We start from the raw sequence: 14964 nt of genomic DNA on the forward strand, positions 1-14964 counted from the left end.
GTGGTCAAGTTATTTTATAGTACCTTTACAGGATGTGATTAGACAGCCCCTAACTAAATAAATTAGGAATACAAATGCCAAACCAAGTGCTAGCTTTAGTGTTGAGTGCGTCGAATCCTACTCTTGCGCATACGGCTGGCACAGCGGGGCAGCTCACCTTTTATTATGTGTTTTATGTGATACCTATCGTCCTTTTGCTGCATCTTATAGCTATGATTTACTTTCAAAAAAGAGAGCGCTATCGCTCCAAGCGTTTTATGAACAAGCACCTAAGTATGGTCATGCTGTTTTTATTGTTAGGTGTCGCGCTAACAACTTTTGAGTATTTAATGAACCTAAGTAAAAGCGGTATGCATATAGGCACTTTTTTATCTATTTTATTTGTCTATGGTTTTGTGTCGTTCATTTTTGCTATTCCTTATGTGCTCCATCTGACCACATCATCCAAAACTCCTTAGTCTAGTAAAATTTTTGTCCCACTTTTAGTAAAGTTCATCACAAACTGACTTTTAAAGCTGCGTACATTATTCTCATAAGTGAGCAGGCTACGGGTAAATTCGTGATAATCATGCATGTTTTTGGCATTGACCATCAGCATAAAATCGGCGTCCCCCGACACCTCATAACAACTCATCACTCTAGGCTGGTTATGCATCAAGCGCTCAAAACGGTGCTGCATAGAAGTGTTGGAGCGTGACATCTCTATCATGACTACCGCAGTCAGACCATAACCGACTTTATCAGGATCAACGATCGCCACTTGCTTGGTAATCACGCCATTATCTATCAAGGCTTGCACCCGGCGCTGAGCGGTTGCAGTAGAGACATGGACGTGTTCAGCAACTTTTTTTAGTGGTAGCGTTGCATCATCTTGGAGTAGATTTAAGATGGCTTTATCAGTCTTATCTAAGATTTGATTCATGACTTAACGCTCCTTTTTGGGAAGATAAATCTTCTTTATTTGAATAAAAACAACATACTTAAAAATAATTAATCTCACTATAAATCAATTAAGTAATAAATAATTGAATTTCAGTCGTTAATTAAGATAAATATAATCAGTAATAGATTTATATAGAGATAATTTATTATAGCGCTTCATTAAAATAGTAGCTATCAACCTTAAGCTTCAAAAAAATAGCTGATAGCCACGCCAAGGAGCCTTTAATGTCCACCTCTATACGCTCGAATACTCTAACTACAACCTTAGATCGCTTACCTTTGCCAGCGCTGTGGACAGCAGGTAGCGCTCAGCAGCGTACCTTGATAGTAGGCGTGATGCTGGCGGTGTTGTCTAACATTTTGTTTGGGGTGCTTTATGCGTACAGCAGCTTTTTGGCACCTTTATCAGGCACGCAAGTCTTTATTTGGCGTATGCTAGCGATGTGGGCAGCGTTGGTAGGGTATTTGCTAGTCAGTGGACGTTTGGGGGTCCATATTAATAAGATAACCGCGCTACGCTCAATAAAGCAGTGGGCGTGGCTACTATTACCGACACCGATATTTTTAAGTCAGTTTTGGCTATTTATGTGGGCACCCGTTAATGGGCAGGGTGTGCAAACTGCCATGGGTTATTTTTTATTCCCCCTAATGATGGTGGTATTTGGCTGTGTGTTATTCGGTGAGAAACTCAGCCGTTTACAATGGTTGGCGGTAGGCTTTGCAGCACTAGGAGTAGGAAGCGAGATTATTCGCACCCAAAGCGTGTCATGGGCCACTGTTTGGGTGTGCGGCACCTATCCACTGTATTACATTTTACGCCGTAAGCAAGGAGTCAGCGCCATCACAGGATTACTAGTGGACTTGACGGTCTTTGTCCCTTTTGCGCTGGCTTATTTATTTTTGTTAGCACCCAGCAGTTTAGGGTTAGTTAGCGGCTCTTCTTTTTTTATCCTAATGCTTGCAGGGCTGGGCGTGCTTAGCGTACTGGCTATGAAAACTAACGTCGATGCCAGTCAGATGCTACCGGTAAATGTATATGGCATGATGAGCTATCTGGAGCCAGCACTATTGTTCATCTTAGCTATAACTATACTTGGCAATCCCTTTGAATCAGCGATGGTCTATAGTTATGGATTGATTTGGCTAGGAATTGCTTGTTTGATTGCTCATGGTATTCGCCAACTGCGCCGAGCTGGTAAAAATATGCCACCTGCGATAACAGAACAAGCAGTATAAAAAGTAATCAAAAAAGTTTGTAAAGCACAGTAGAAATAAAAAAGGAGGACTCAGCTCTAAGCTGAATCCTCCTTTGGTCATAGATTGAATGAGCTTATTTAAATGATTTAATTTATTCCATATGCTGCTTAAAACCACGCTGCTTATCACGCTCCCAATCACGCTCTTTTATGGTTTTGCGTTTATCATGTTGCTTTTTACCGACCGCAAGGGCAATCTGACATTTTACCATTGAGCGTTTCCAATAGCAGGATAATGGCACGCAAGCATAGCCTTTTTGATTGACAGCGCCGTAGAGCTTGTCGATTTCACGGCGATTGAGCAGCAATTTACGAGTACGGGTACTATCAGGGCTGATATGGGTTGAGCTCGATATCAGTGGCTGAATATGGGCACCAAATAAAAACGCCTCACCGTTACGGAAGATAATGTAAGCTTCGGTAATCGACATTTTGCCGGCGCGAATGGATTTGACCTCCCAGCCTTGTAATGACAGTCCGGCCTCAAAGGTTTCCTCGATAAAATACTCATGACGTGCCTTTTTATTACTGGCAATTTGATTGTCTGGCTTTCTCGATTTTTTTGACATAATACTCTCCTAAGGACTTTTTAATTATAATTGTCCTTGCCTTACTAATTCCTCATCCCAGCTTGCTAATATCAAGGTTTCAATACCAAGATCAAGCCTTACTGTTATTACGGATGAGTCGAACCAACTATTATATCAAAGGATTGGGTTTAAATGTAAATCGGCGTTTATGACAAATGTAGCAGATAAGTATTAAATCCAGTCAAAATTTGCTAGCATACGCAGTATTATTAACGACTAAATTAGCCTTGTTATGAACTCAGTGACTTCTCCTAAATCTTCAAAGCTACACACCAAGATATTGTATCCAGGAACTTTTGATCCCATTACCAATGGTCATGTGGATTTGGTTAAACGTGCGACCAAATTATTTGATGAAGTAGTCATTGCGGTGGCCTCAGGTCATCACAAAACGCCTTTATTTAACTTCGAGGAACGCGTAGCTTTAGTAGAGACGGTGTTTGAGGATTTACCGCAAGTATCGGTAGTCGGCTTTGAAGGGTTGCTGGTTGACTTTATGCGTGAAAAGAACGCTACGGCGGTGTTGCGTGGTTTACGAGCGATGTCAGATTTTGAGTATGAGTTTCAGCTAGCCAATATGAACCGCGAGCTTGATGAAAGGTTCGAAGCGGTGTTTCTGACCCCGTCACAACACTACTCTTTTATCTCATCGACTATGATTCGTGAAATTGCTAAACTCAATGGCGATGTTAGTAAATTTGTGCCTAATGTAGTCTCTCAGGCTTTTGCAAAAAAATTAGGCACCTCTAAATTAGACACCTCTAATAGTTAAAAGCTCGACAGCTATTTAAAATAAATCAGATTTATAAGGAGCAGGTCATGGCATTATTAATCACTGATGAATGTATCAATTGTGATGTTTGCGAGCCTGCTTGCCCAAACGAAGCAATCTCAGAGGGCGAGGATATTTATGTTATCGATCCTGATTTATGTACCGAATGTGTCGGACATTTTGATGAACCGCAGTGTGTAGTTATCTGTCCCGTTGATTGCATTCCTCATGATCCTGACCATGTCGAGAGTGACAGCGACTTATTAGCGAAATACAAGCGTCTTACGGGTAAATGAATAGCTTTTTGGTAGAAATAATCTAAAAACCCAGTCTATAGTCAATCTCAAATAAAACTGATATATTTAGCCACGTGCTGCTGGTATTCATTTTACTTGCGTGCTGTGTCTACGCTGACAAAGGCTGCGCAAAACAAATACTAGCAGCACTGAGTTGTAACATTTTTAAAGTGACTCAGCTATACGCCAATGAATTTAGATGTTGAAAGGGCATAATATTGGCACACTAAATAAGATGAAAATAGATAACTAATTTGGCACAAAATTTGCTATAATACGGCGCTTGGTAGACTAGGCAATCGCCGCTGCCTCTGGTAACAGAGCGCAGGGGAGGAAAGTCCGGGCTACATAGGGCAGCGTGCCAGCTAACGGCTGGGCAGGGTAACCTGACGACCAGTGCAGCAGAGAGTAGACCGCCTTTAATGCCGTAAGGCACTATCGGTAAGGGTGAAAGGGTGCGGTAAGAGCGCACCGCGTGGATGGCAACATCTCACGGCACGGTAAACTCCACGCGTAGCAAGACCAAATAGGCATCGGCATGGCGCGGCCCGCGTTCGATGCGGGTAGGTTGCTTGAGCGTATTAGCGATGATACGCCTAGAGGAATGATTGTCCACGACAGAACCCGGCTTATCGGTCTACCAAACCTTTTAATTTAGTTTTTTAAGTGAAAAAATTATGCTTTAGGGGTTGACGACCGACCTCCTCTTGGGCATAATACCGAGCCTTAAATGGCGATGTAGCTCAGCTGGTTAGAGCGCACGACTCATAATCGTGAGGTCAAGAGTTCAAGTCTCTTCATCGCCACCATATATAACTGAGCAATCAGTTTAAAATGCCAATCCTCTGCGATTGGTTTTTTTTTGCCCAAAGCCTGCCTAGATTCTATAAGGCGCTTTGGCGCTGATTGACTTTAAGTACGGGTTATAAGCTTCTATCAAACCAACTGGTTCACCTATCTTTTGTAAGCGCTCTTATCTTCATTATAAAATCAAGCGCTTGCTGACAAAATCGCCTTACTTTAGCGCAGAAAACTGCTAGAATACGTGCATATGCCTGTGCGTAACAACAGTGTTACCAGTATCTGATTTTATTCTACCAAGCTTAAGCTCTACTTTAAGTTTAGGCTTAGAATTAAAATAAGGGCGACTGACCTGTAGATGTAAGTTTGGCATATTCAAATTTTTTCGATTATTATTCAATCATCCATTATTTAGTAGGCGCTTTGTGACTGCATTAGCCAATATTCGTAACTTTTCTATTATTGCCCATATTGATCATGGCAAATCGACCCTTGCTGATCGTTTTATTCAGATGTGCGGGGCGCTACAAGACCGTGAGATGCAGGCACAAGTCCTCGATTCCATGGATATTGAGCGTGAACGCGGTATCACTATTAAAGCGCAATCGGTGACGCTTTATTATGACCATCCTAATGGTGAGCGCTATCAGCTGAATTTTATTGATACCCCCGGCCACGTTGATTTTTCTTATGAAGTATCACGCTCATTAGCCGCTTGTGAAGGTGCGCTGTTAGTTGTGGATGCGGCGCAAGGTGTCGAAGCACAGTCGGTGGCTAACTGTTATACCGCCGTCGATCAGGGTCTAGAAGTCATGGCTGTGCTCAATAAAATAGATTTGCCACAAGTCGAGCCTGAGCGGGTTATTCAAGAGATTGAAGATATTATCGGTATTGATGCTGTCGATGCGCCAAGAGTCTCTGCCAAATCAGGTTTGGGCGTGGATAAGCTCCTAGAAGCCTTAGTTGAGTTTATTCCAGCGCCGACCGGCGATCGTGAGGCCCCATTACAGGCGCTTATTATTGATTCATGGTTTGATAGCTATTTGGGCGTAGTCTCTTTAGTCCGTGTGCGTCAAGGCACGGTTAAAAAAGGCGATAAAATCTATATAAAATCAACCCAAGAGGCGCATCCGGTCAGCTCAATTGGTATTTTTACTCCCAAGCCGGTAGATACCGGGATTTTGGAAGCGGGCGAAGTGGGCTTTATCATCGCCGGTATCAAAGATATTGCTGGCGCGCCGGTTGGTGATACTATTACCCATGCTAAAACTCCTGATGTTGAGCGTATCCCCGGTTTTAAACAGATTACACCGCAGGTTTATGCGGGTCTATTTCCGGTAGATGCTAATGATTTTGAAAAGTTTCGTGAAGCGCTACAAAAGCTGCAAATTAACGATGCTTCATTGTTTTTTGAGCCTGATACTTCTGATGCCTTAGGTTTTGGTTTTCGCTGCGGCTTTTTAGGTATGCTGCACATGGAGATTATCCAAGAGCGCCTAGAGCGTGAGTACGACTTGGATTTGATTACCACTGCGCCTTCAGTGATTTACGAGATTGAAAAAAAGGATGGCGAAGTTATTCATGTTGATAACCCCTCAAAGCTGCCTGAGCCGAATAATATTGAAGAGTTCCGTGAGCCTATTGCTCGCTGTCAGATTTTAGTGCCGCAAGACTATGTAGGTAACGTGATGACCCTATGTATGGAGCGCCGCGGTGTGCAAGTTGACATGCGCTTTATGGGCAAACAAGTGCAGATGGTATTTGATATTCCGATGGGCGAGGTGGTCATGGACTTCTTCGATCGTCTAAAATCAGTATCACGTGGATTTGCTTCATTAGATTATAATTTTGAGCGTTATCAAGCGGACAAACTGGTCAGAGTAGATGTTCTTATTAATGGCGATAGAGTCGATGCACTAGCGATGATTTGTCACCAAGATCAAGCGCGTTATCGTGGTAATCAGCTAGTAACTAAGATGAAAGAGCTGATTCCGCGGCAGATGTTTGATGTGGCGATTCAAGCGGCTATTGGCGCCCAAATTATTGGTCGTAGTACGGTTAAGGCCATGCGTAAAGACGTTCTTGCCAAGTGTTATGGTGGTGACGTATCACGTAAGAAAAAGCTGCTGTCTAAGCAAAAAGAAGGTAAAAAACGCATGAAGCAAGTGGGTAACGTTGAGATTCCACAAGAAGCTTTCTTAGCGGTATTACAAGTTGATAATCAGTAACACCTCAATTATAAATAACGACTGATGTACTGATGTATAGCTATTTATTAGTTGTTATTTAAATAACATTGAAAATAATACCAGTACTGCCATTATTAAAAAGCAATACTAAGCAAAACGGTCAAATACGCGTAAGTTAATAGGCAATTAAGTATGGATTTTGATTTTAATTTGATTTTGGTGCCATTAACCTTAGGCTTAGGGCTGGTTTGGTTAATAGACAAATTTGCATTAAAGCAAAGTAAAACGCAAGGTCGTGGCAAAGAAAGTTTATTGGTACGCTGGGCTTATGACTTTTTCCCAGTATTGGCGGTGGTACTTATCGTACGCTCCTTCCTGATTGAACCTTTTAACATACCTTCATCCTCTATGGTGCCGACCTTATATACTGGCGATTTTATTGCCGTAAATAAATACGCTTATGGGGTAAGACTGCCGCTGACCTACAATAAAGTATTAGATACCGGCAGTCCAGAACATGGCGATGTAGCTGTATTTCGCTATCCTGAAAATCCTAGTATTTATTATATCAAGCGGGTTATTGGTCTCCCAGGCGATACGGTAAGTTACAGTCAAGGTCAGCTGGCTATTAATGACGTGCCTGTCAAAACTGAATCAATAAACTTTGATGCCAATCCTGAGCTTACAGCGCAGTTGTATGCAGCAGGTCAAATCGCGCCTGGACAAGTTATTACTGAATCTGAAGCGGAACAGATAGGGCAACAAGAAGAAAACGAAGCACAGTATTTCCGAGAAACTCAGGGTGATAATCAACATCTAGTACGCTATGTAGGGGAGACTAATAGCTCACAATATGCGCCATTTTTGCAGCAACAATCCCCCGAAGTTGTCACCTCGGCTGGGACTGAGTGGCGTATCAAAGTTCCTGAGGAGCAGTATTTTGTAATGGGCGACAACCGTGACCGTAGTGCGGATGGACGCTTCTGGGGGTTTGTACCTGATGGCAATCTAGCAGGTAAAGCGGTTTATATATGGATGCATAAGCCGCCCGGCTTAAACCTACCCAACTTTGCCCGTAATGGCTCTATTGAGTAGTCGTCGTTTTAGACTTAAATATTGTGCTACTATCAATAAAGAAAATGACTAAAGTAAGCTAAGCGTTATAGGATCAAGCTCTAATAAGTTTAATAAGTAAAGCGAATAAGTAACTATTATTTCACTGAAGGATCAGAATAAATGATGTCACCTCAGCTTACGAGTTTATCCTCGCAGCGCGGCGCTAGCGTGACCAGTGTGGTTTTACTGCTCATCATAATTGTAGTTGCAGGCAAGCTGCTGGTCGCCATCGTACCAGCACAGATTAACGACTATCAGCTGACAAAAATGCTTAGTGATAAGCTAAAAGCAGCTAATAATGAAGGTGATAGCGCAAAACAGTTTATAGAAAGTGTGAATCAGCAGTTATCTATCAACGCTTACTATGACACTACGGCTGAGGATTTGTTTGTTTTTACCGATAAAAAAGCTGGCCAGCTCGCCATTCGTAAGGATTATAATAAGACCAATAACTTATTTGGGAATGTTGACATCGTCAATCGCTTTGAAGGTGATATAAATAGCACTTCAGCAGAGTAGGGCCTCAACATTCGCTAATATAATTGTATTAATAGGATAATAAAAACCCGCGCATGAAATCAAACCCGCAACAACACTTAGCGACAAAAGAGACCAAAAAACGCAGTACCGCTGCAGAGGCTGCATCATCTAGCTCGGCTTTTCTTCAACGCTTAGAGGTCTTGACCCGTAAACTAGGTTACGAATTTAACGATTTAAGTTACCCAAAGCTGGCATTAACCCATCGCTCTTTTGATAGCAAAAAGAACTATGAGCGTCTGGAGTTTTTGGGTGACGCTTTGTTAGGGATGATAGTCGGGGAGGCATTATACCACCGTTATCCTACTCAAAACGAAGGGCGGTTGACGCGTATGCGTGCCACTTTGGTGCGTCAAGAATCGCTGGTTATTATTGCGCAAAATTTAGAGTTATCCAATCATTTAATACTAGGTATTGGTGAGCGTAAAGGTGGTGGGCGTAATCGTGCTTCAATTTTAGCAGATGCGGTCGAATCGCTGATAGGGGCCATTTATTTAGACAGCCAAGATATAAATATCACTCGCAAATGTGTATTGGCTTGGTACGGCGATTTGATTGATAATGTGAGCGAACAAAAGCTGCTAAAAGATGCCAAGAGCCGTCTACAAGAATGGCTGCAATCTAAGCAGTTTGATTTGCCGCATTACGAGTTGGTAGAAACTCAGGGTAACGCTCCTCATCAGATTTTTGTGGTGCGCTGTCATGTTAATATTAAAAACTGTCCCGATATTATAGAATCGGGTGAAAGCCGCCGAATTGCAGAGCAAAAAGCCGCTGAGCTCATGATCAACCAATTATCCAAATTGCCGAGCCTACATAAAAAACACGTTTGAGTTTTGTTCTAATACTTAAAAAGTTTTGAAATTTCAAGGTGCGCCATAGGACTTCAAGTGGTACTTCAAAAATAAAACAACGATTTCATATTTTAAAACTATTACATTTATAAAAGCATACTTATCCTGGATAAAGTTCTGTTAAAGCTATGACCAATAAATGCAATAGTTATAGGATTATTCTATGAGCAATCAACAAGATTCGCCAACTAACTATACCAATGATGCAGATAATATGACCGATAATACCCAAATAGATAATGACAACCTTAAAGATAATATCCCAGCTGAGCAGCAAACCACTGTGCCGCCTACTGATGAGCATAATGATACTGCCATTACCGATTTTTTTGCGTCGAGTACTGAGTCAGGAGTTGCAGAAGACTTTAAAGCCGGCTATGTAGCCATCATTGGTCGGCCAAATGTGGGTAAATCGACTTTGATGAACCATTTGCTAGGTCAAAAGCTGTCCATCACTTCACGCAAACCGCAAACCACGCGTCATCGTATTCACGGTATTTTGAGTAATGATGAGATGCAAGCGGTGTTTGTTGATACCCCAGGTATTCACCGTAATGAAGTTCGTGCTATTAATGAGCGTATGAATAAAGCGGCGCTATCAGCCCTAGTTGATGTTGATCTAGTTTTGTTTGTGGTGGACTCAGACCAGTGGCGTGACGATGATTTGTTGACGCTACAAAAGCTTGGCGAAACTGATTTAACCGTAGTATTGGTGATTAATAAAGCGGATACCTTAAAGGATAAGGGTAGTATTTTGCCGCTTATAGAAACCTTTAATGAAAGCTTTGACTTTGCTGATATTGTGCCAGTCTCGGCTTTAAAGAGTCAGAACTTAGATCGCTTACAACAAGTGATTGCTTCGCATTTACCGCAAGCGGCACCGATATACGATACCGAGCAAATCACTGATCGCTCTGAGCGTTTTTTAGCTAGCGAAATTATCCGCGAAAAAATAATGCGTAGCGCTGGTGACGAAGTTCCTTACGACTTAACTGTACAGATTGATGAGTTTAAAGATGAAGCGGCGCATACCGATCCCAAGACCGGTCGTCCGCGCAAAGCCTGTACCTTCATTGATGCGACTATTTATGTTGAACGTAGTGGCCAAAAAGCCATTGTTATTGGTGAAAAAGGTCAGCGTATCAAACAAGTGGGCATTGATGCTCGTAAAGACATGGAACAACTGTTTGACAAAAAAGTCATGTTAACTTTATGGGTAAAAGTTAAGCGTGGTTGGTCGGATGACGAGCGAGCTTTGACTAGTTTGGGTTATTAACCTAATCTAAGGTTAGACTTGAGGTAATAAAATGCGTAATGAGGCATTAACGGGTTACTTATTGCATCAGCGACCTTATCAAGAAAAGCGGGCTTTATATTATCTATTCTCTCAGCAGCACGGAGTGATTCACGGTATCGGTAAAAAAGGCGCGCCATTGTTCGAACCTTTGCAATTATTTGCTACAGGTAAGCGTGAATTAAAGACTTTTACTCAGATAAATCTAGCCCCGCTAGCATTTAATACTAATAATACTAACAATGAAAATGCTACAGAAGTTGATAAGGATAGTATCCAGCCGCAGCGTTATGAGCAGATTACTGGTCAACAGCAGTATGCCGCGCTTTATCTAAATGAGATATTGTGGAAGCTACTGCCAACCGAAGACCCAATGCCGGCATTATGGCAACATTACCAAAATAGTTTGCTCATCCTTAAACAGCCTTTAACAGCAATTGATCTACGCTTATGCTTGCGTCAGTTTGAGCATCAATTATTCCAAGAGTTAGGATTTGAGTTAATCTTAACGCATGATAATAGCCGTGATGCTATTGACGCCAACTGCGATTATCGCTTTTTAGCCGATGTGGGTTTGGTACCGGTTTTCCATCGAGATAATGGTAACGCCGTTGATAATAATAGCAATGAGCGCTCTATTACTCAGGCTTTGTTTAGCGGCAGCGAAATATTGACCATGGTCGAGTCTGCTATTAGCGCAGATACCCTGAACTTGTGGTCGCGGTTACATCGTCATCTCATAGATAATTTATTGGACTATCAGCCGCTGCAGAGCCGACTATTATGGCAACAGCAGCAGCGCTATCAGTGATAAGGATTTTTTATGAACCATTCTACTCAAAAACCATTACTTGGGGTCAACATTGACCACGTAGCTACTTTGCGTCAAGCGCGCGGCGTTGATTATCCCAGCCCAGTAGCGGCAGCGCTGCTTTGTGAGCAGGCAGGCGCTGACGGCATCACGATTCATTTACGTGAAGATCGTCGTCATATTCAAGATGCAGATGTGTATGAGATTGCCAAGCAGCTGACTACGAGGCTGAATTTAGAAATAGCCGCTACTACTGAAATGTTAGAAATTGCTCGGAAGGTCAAACCATTTTGGGTATGTTTAGTACCTGAAAAGCGTGCCGAGCTAACAACCGAAGGTGGCCTTGATGTGGCCAATCAAATAGACTATTTGAGCGACTATATCAGTCAGCTACAAAAAGTAGGCATTAAAGTCTCCCTATTCATTGACCCTGATGAGACTCAGGTTAAGGCCGCTATTACTTGTGGAGCTGATGCTATTGAGCTCCATACTGGGTCTTATGCAGAGCAAGGATTAGCGGGCAATGTTGAGAGTCAAAATGCTGAGCTTGAGCGAATCAAAGCAGCCGTTGCCATTGCTCAACAAACGGACAGCGAATTATTAATCAACGCTGGTCACGGTCTAACTCGAGATAATGTGAATGCTATTGCCCAGATTGAAGGTATCTATGAGCTTAATATCGGACACGCCTTGATAGCTGATGCTGTATTTTCAGGTTTAGCGCAAGCTGTAGCAATGATGAAAGCAGCTATGTACCATCAAGGTTAGGAGTCAACACCCTGTATCGTGAGCACTATTGGGTTTGTACTTAACGATCCCGCCTTGGTTAAATGAGATCTGATACATATTATGATTATAGGTGGAGGTTGGACAATACTTGATGTGGCCAAAATGACCGCGAGGTTTGCCACTATCACCCCAGAATTTAGTATAATGGCGGTTACCTGCTCGTAGACTAAGCGTACTATATTTGGGATTTAATGACTGCTCACTTAACAATTGATCAGTGTTACTATCAAAGTGTTGATTGTCATTACTATCTATAAATAATAGTAGCTTTTTTTCACTATCTCTATGGCAGCGTCCGCCAGTATTCGATAAACAAACCAGCAAGTTTTGTCGCCGAATATAACTTTCAGCTTTTGCAGTAGCAAGGGTGGTGGTTAATTGACTTCTTATACGCTTAGCTTCCATATGAGCCAATTGGGTTAAAATTGAAGGTGTGGCAATAGTCGCTATGATAGCTAGAACCGCTATAGTAACTATTAGCTCTACTAGTGTAAAACCGTTTTTAGACTTTATAGATGAAGGATAAAAGTAAATAGAAGATTTGGCTTTAATACAGCGCTCAAGTTTTGCTAAGCCTTTTATATTATAAGTCTTTCTCTTATAAAATCTGATAGTGAGTTTGCTCAAAAAGAGAAGATTAAAGTATTTAAAGCGGCAATTTTTAGGCTGAACCCCTAGACTGAATAGATACAAAGTATGAATTTGTTTTAGGATAACACTAGTCACTCTGGGCTTGGTCATGTTTAGTTGACACCTATATTGAGTAACAGTTAGACACATAAATGATGGTCTATTGTTTTTCAGATTCTTTACGGTGAGGTATAAGCAACTTAATCTATTTAAAAGCTTTGCAGATGGATTAGGTATTAACATTGCCAATGAAATTAAGTAAGCTATTACAATATATACTAAATATAAAGGCTATGTCAGAAAATGTTTCAATTAGTGAACATACGATTTTAACAATAGAGAAAATAATTTATTTGTATTAAACTATTAATAGAAGACAGAAAAAGCGCTTACAGTTAGCTGATATCTGTGTTTGTTTATGAGATAATAAACAATACAAGTGTAAATAGCTCGTAAACTAAACCTGTTATTGTGTTTGTGTTACAACATTATCGTGTAATAATGTGTAGCTGGTTAACAAAAAAAGTTGTAAACTCAATCGATAGTCGATAAGCTACTCCCTAATTGGTTTTGTTGCAAAATGACACATTTATAAAAATGTCAGTCTTTAGCAGATCTTAGGAAGTGATATTGCTTAACGCATCACTCAAATCATCCTTTGGAGGAAGTCCATGAAATTGAATAAAATTGCTTTAGCTTTAGTTGCCGTGACTGCTGCCCCACTAGCAGCAAACGCTGGCGTAACTATTAGCCCATTATTACTTGGTTATCATTTCAGTGAAACTGCTGATGACGATCAAAGTGATCTAATGAAAACTGGTCAAGGTGCTGATGGCGTTTATAAAGAAGACGGTCTTTACACTGGTGCAGCGCTAGGTATCGAGCTAACTCCTTCTACTCAGTTCCAAGTAGAGTATGGTGTATCGAATACTGATGGTAAGGTTGAAGGCATTAACCGTAATCGTGGTCTTGATGTTGAACAAGAAATGATCACTGGTAACTTCTTAATCGGTACCGAAGAGTTCACTGGCTACACTAACAACCCATTGAAGCCATACGTACTAATTGGTGCGGGTCGCTCTAAAATCGAAGTAGAAGCACAAGAAGCTTATATTAATAATACTGGAACTAATGCTAACCCGATAGCACCTGGTGTTGTACCAGCAGGCGCTAAAGTATCAGGTACTAAAGATACTATCGGTAACCTAGGTTTAGGTGCTATGTATCGTATCAATGATGCGTTGAGCCTACGTGGTGAAGCCCGTGCTATCCACAACTTTGATAACAACTGGTGGGAAGCGATGGCTCTAGCTGGTTTGGAAGTAGTACTGGGTGGTCATTTAACACCTACAGTAGCTGTTCCACCACAAGCTCAGCCTTATGCTCCAGAAGTGGTTGAAACTCCTGTAATCGTAGTAGACGAAGTTGAAGTTGATTCTGACGGTGATGGTGTACCTGACAGTATCGATGAGTGCCCAGGTACTCCAATGAACGTCGTAGTAGACGAGCGCGGTTGCCCAGTAGAAGTAGACATCACTGATGAGCTAAAAATGGAGCTACGTGTATTCTTTGATAATGACAAATCAAATATCAAAAACCAATACATGAGCGAAATTGCTAAAGTAGCAGAGAAGATGCGCGAGTATCCTAACTCTACAGCCCGTGTTGAAGGTCATGCTTCTAAGACTGGCCCATCAGCAGCTTATAACCAACGTCTATCTGAAGCTCGTGCTGTAGCGGTTAAATCAGCATTGACTAACGAATTCGGTATTGCACCAAATCGTCTATCAACTGTTGGTTACGGTTATGACCGTCCAATCGCTCCAAACGACACTGAAGAAGGTCGCGCTATGAACCGTCGTGTTTATGCCATCATCACTGGTGACAAAACAATGACTGTTGAACAAACTAAAGATATGGTTGTTCAATAAGTAATAGCTAATAGTTATATTGCATATAATTACAAAAAAAGCTGCCCAATGGGTGGCTTTTTTTATTTATGGCCTTATATAACAGAAGTTATTTGGTAAATTCATACTACAATAATGTTATACTAGCCGCCCAAACACTTTGTAAATTGAAAAAGT

The 14964-nt window shown here is 41.5% G+C and carries 15 protein-coding genes, 1 tRNA gene and 1 other RNA gene; 14 read left to right on the plus strand and 3 right to left on the minus strand.

All coding sequences use genetic code 11. The annotated features are described in order from the left end of the window. Positions 1 to 74: 74 nt before the first annotated feature. Complete coding sequence (locus tag JMX18_RS11875) at positions 75 to 458, plus strand: hypothetical protein (protein WP_201587928.1); 384 nt, start codon at positions 75 to 77, stop codon at positions 456 to 458. On the opposite strand, the gene JMX18_RS11880 is transcribed toward JMX18_RS11875, so the two are convergent. After that, positions 455 to 922, minus strand: coding sequence for an Lrp/AsnC family transcriptional regulator (locus JMX18_RS11880; protein WP_201587929.1), 468 nt, complete (start codon positions 920 to 922; stop codon positions 455 to 457). The two genes, JMX18_RS11875 and JMX18_RS11880, sit on opposite strands and share 4 nt — an antisense overlap. Before the next feature lie 245 nt (positions 923 to 1167). Here JMX18_RS11880 and rarD point away from each other — a divergent pair, with 245 nt between their 5' ends. Continuing rightward, positions 1168 to 2178, plus strand: a complete 1011-nt coding sequence (gene rarD / locus JMX18_RS11885; protein WP_201587930.1) for an EamA family transporter RarD — start codon at positions 1168 to 1170, stop codon at positions 2176 to 2178. A 112-nt stretch (positions 2179 to 2290) separates the two neighbouring features. On the opposite strand, the gene smpB is transcribed toward rarD, so the two are convergent. Further along, complete coding sequence (gene smpB / locus JMX18_RS11890; RefSeq protein WP_201587931.1) at positions 2291 to 2767, minus strand: SsrA-binding protein SmpB; 477 nt, start codon at positions 2765 to 2767, stop codon at positions 2291 to 2293. Between the two features lie 253 nt (positions 2768 to 3020). Between smpB and coaD the strand changes: the two genes are divergently transcribed. The 11 genes from coaD (at position 3021) to JMX18_RS11945 (ending at position 12226) form a co-directional block, all read left to right on the plus strand. After that, the gene (gene coaD / locus JMX18_RS11895) at positions 3021 to 3560 is read left to right on the plus strand and encodes a pantetheine-phosphate adenylyltransferase (protein ID WP_201587932.1); all 540 of its coding nucleotides are present in this window, start codon (positions 3021 to 3023) and stop codon (positions 3558 to 3560) included. A 47-nt stretch (positions 3561 to 3607) separates the two neighbouring features. Further along, on the plus strand, positions 3608 to 3856 hold the full coding sequence (locus JMX18_RS11900; RefSeq protein WP_201587934.1) for a YfhL family 4Fe-4S dicluster ferredoxin: 249 nt from the start codon (positions 3608 to 3610) through the stop codon (positions 3854 to 3856). Positions 3857 to 4139: 283 nt separating this feature from the next. Next, positions 4140 to 4504: RNase P RNA component class A (rnpB, locus tag JMX18_RS11905), an RNA gene on the plus strand. A gap of 84 nt (positions 4505 to 4588) precedes the next feature. Beyond that, positions 4589 to 4665, plus strand: a tRNA-Met gene (locus JMX18_RS11910). A 417-nt stretch (positions 4666 to 5082) separates the two neighbouring features. After that, positions 5083 to 6885 (plus strand): translation elongation factor 4, encoded by a 1803-nt coding sequence (gene lepA / locus JMX18_RS11915; protein WP_201587936.1) that lies wholly within the window; start codon positions 5083 to 5085, stop codon positions 6883 to 6885. A gap of 153 nt (positions 6886 to 7038) precedes the next feature. Continuing rightward, the gene (gene lepB, locus JMX18_RS11920; RefSeq protein WP_201587938.1) at positions 7039 to 7941 is read left to right on the plus strand and encodes a signal peptidase I; all 903 of its coding nucleotides are present in this window, start codon (positions 7039 to 7041) and stop codon (positions 7939 to 7941) included. A gap of 141 nt (positions 7942 to 8082) precedes the next feature. Further along, a complete protein-coding gene (locus JMX18_RS11925; protein ID WP_227674653.1) occupies positions 8083 to 8481 on the plus strand; it encodes a DUF4845 domain-containing protein in 399 nt (132 codons plus the stop codon). Positions 8482 to 8534: 53 nt separating this feature from the next. Next, positions 8535 to 9332, plus strand: coding sequence for a ribonuclease III (gene rnc, locus JMX18_RS11930; protein WP_201587940.1), 798 nt, complete (start codon positions 8535 to 8537; stop codon positions 9330 to 9332). 235 nt (positions 9333 to 9567) lie between these two features. Continuing rightward, complete coding sequence (gene era / locus JMX18_RS11935) at positions 9568 to 10629, plus strand: GTPase Era (RefSeq protein ID WP_406947375.1); 1062 nt, start codon at positions 9568 to 9570, stop codon at positions 10627 to 10629. Positions 10630 to 10660: 31 nt separating this feature from the next. Further along, complete coding sequence (recO, locus tag JMX18_RS11940; protein WP_201587942.1) at positions 10661 to 11458, plus strand: DNA repair protein RecO; 798 nt, start codon at positions 10661 to 10663, stop codon at positions 11456 to 11458. Between the two features lie 12 nt (positions 11459 to 11470). Further along, the gene (locus JMX18_RS11945; RefSeq protein ID WP_201587943.1) at positions 11471 to 12226 is read left to right on the plus strand and encodes a pyridoxine 5'-phosphate synthase; all 756 of its coding nucleotides are present in this window, start codon (positions 11471 to 11473) and stop codon (positions 12224 to 12226) included. A gap of 3 nt (positions 12227 to 12229) precedes the next feature. On the opposite strand, the gene JMX18_RS11950 is transcribed toward JMX18_RS11945, so the two are convergent. Beyond that, positions 12230 to 12988 (minus strand): GspH/FimT family pseudopilin, encoded by a 759-nt coding sequence (locus tag JMX18_RS11950; RefSeq protein WP_201587944.1) that lies wholly within the window; start codon positions 12986 to 12988, stop codon positions 12230 to 12232. Between the two features lie 560 nt (positions 12989 to 13548). Between JMX18_RS11950 and JMX18_RS11955 the strand changes: the two genes are divergently transcribed. Continuing rightward, complete coding sequence (locus tag JMX18_RS11955; protein WP_201587945.1) at positions 13549 to 14808, plus strand: OmpA family protein; 1260 nt, start codon at positions 13549 to 13551, stop codon at positions 14806 to 14808. Positions 14809 to 14964 lie beyond the last annotated feature (156 nt).

Origin of the sequence: Psychrobacter jeotgali (genome assembly GCF_904846315.1) — a bacterium.
In the GTDB taxonomy this organism is placed as follows: Bacteria; Pseudomonadota; Gammaproteobacteria; order Pseudomonadales; family Moraxellaceae; genus Psychrobacter; species Psychrobacter jeotgali.

Coding starts and splice junctions, on each gene's coding strand:
- JMX18_RS11875 (WP_201587928.1), top strand. CDS start 75: ATGCCAAACCAAGTGCTAGCTTTAGTGTTGAGTGCGTCGAATCCTACT.
- JMX18_RS11880 (WP_201587929.1), bottom strand. CDS start 922: ATGAATCAAATCTTAGATAAGACTGATAAAGCCATCTTAAATCTACTC.
- rarD (WP_201587930.1), top strand. CDS start 1,168: ATGTCCACCTCTATACGCTCGAATACTCTAACTACAACCTTAGATCGC.
- smpB (WP_201587931.1), bottom strand. CDS start 2,767: ATGTCAAAAAAATCGAGAAAGCCAGACAATCAAATTGCCAGTAATAAA.
- coaD (WP_201587932.1), top strand. CDS start 3,021: ATGAACTCAGTGACTTCTCCTAAATCTTCAAAGCTACACACCAAGATA.
- JMX18_RS11900 (WP_201587934.1), top strand. CDS start 3,608: ATGGCATTATTAATCACTGATGAATGTATCAATTGTGATGTTTGCGAG.
- lepB (WP_201587938.1), top strand. CDS start 7,039: ATGGATTTTGATTTTAATTTGATTTTGGTGCCATTAACCTTAGGCTTA.
- JMX18_RS11925 (WP_227674653.1), top strand. CDS start 8,083: ATGATGTCACCTCAGCTTACGAGTTTATCCTCGCAGCGCGGCGCTAGC.
- rnc (WP_201587940.1), top strand. CDS start 8,535: ATGAAATCAAACCCGCAACAACACTTAGCGACAAAAGAGACCAAAAAA.
- era (WP_406947375.1), top strand. CDS start 9,568: ATGACCGATAATACCCAAATAGATAATGACAACCTTAAAGATAATATC.
- recO (WP_201587942.1), top strand. CDS start 10,661: ATGCGTAATGAGGCATTAACGGGTTACTTATTGCATCAGCGACCTTAT.
- JMX18_RS11945 (WP_201587943.1), top strand. CDS start 11,471: ATGAACCATTCTACTCAAAAACCATTACTTGGGGTCAACATTGACCAC.
- JMX18_RS11950 (WP_201587944.1), bottom strand. CDS start 12,988: ATGACCAAGCCCAGAGTGACTAGTGTTATCCTAAAACAAATTCATACT.
- JMX18_RS11955 (WP_201587945.1), top strand. CDS start 13,549: ATGAAATTGAATAAAATTGCTTTAGCTTTAGTTGCCGTGACTGCTGCC.